Source organism: Streptomyces sp. RP5T (assembly GCF_003933965.1).
GTDB lineage: Bacteria > Actinomycetota > Actinomycetes > Streptomycetales > Streptomycetaceae > Streptomyces.
The window spans coordinates 1-422 of record NZ_RSAJ01001299.1 but is presented as its reverse complement, the minus strand read 5'-3'; the positions used below and the strand labels follow the sequence as shown (position 1 = coordinate 422).

The 422-nt window shown below is 64.2% G+C and carries 1 protein-coding gene; it reads left to right on the top strand.

The window, feature by feature from the left end:
* Positions 1–162: 162 nt before the first annotated feature.
* A partial coding sequence (locus EHS43_RS45905) for a hypothetical protein (protein WP_148104402.1) occupies positions 163–422 on the top strand: 260 nt, incomplete at its 3' end.

Here is a 422-nt window from a genome sequence, read left to right as displayed (position 1 = left end):
CCTGAGGCCGCGACGGAGCCTCCGGGACCACTCGCTGGAACAGCTCCCACAACTCATCCGGCACCAGCCGCTCCACGATCGAAACCACGACCGACAGCCTACCGAGCCAAATGATATGACGTCTTAGGGGCACGAATATCCGAGGAATGGCGTGCTCAGGCGTTGCAGGCGCAGGTGCAGCAGGTGCAGCAGTCTGTGCAGGAGACGTCTGAGCTTGAGGTCGCGGCGAGGATGGCGTATGAGACGTACCGCAATGCGCTGATGCCGCACTGGCCGGAGCTCCCGCCGAAGGGCTTGAGGGTAGCGGTGGAAGACCCGACCATCACAGCCACCGAACAGGACGCCGAGACAACGCTCGACATGCCGCCCCAGATTGTGGTGGTGGTGCCGCTGAACGTGCCCGGCGCACCGGACGCAGAACA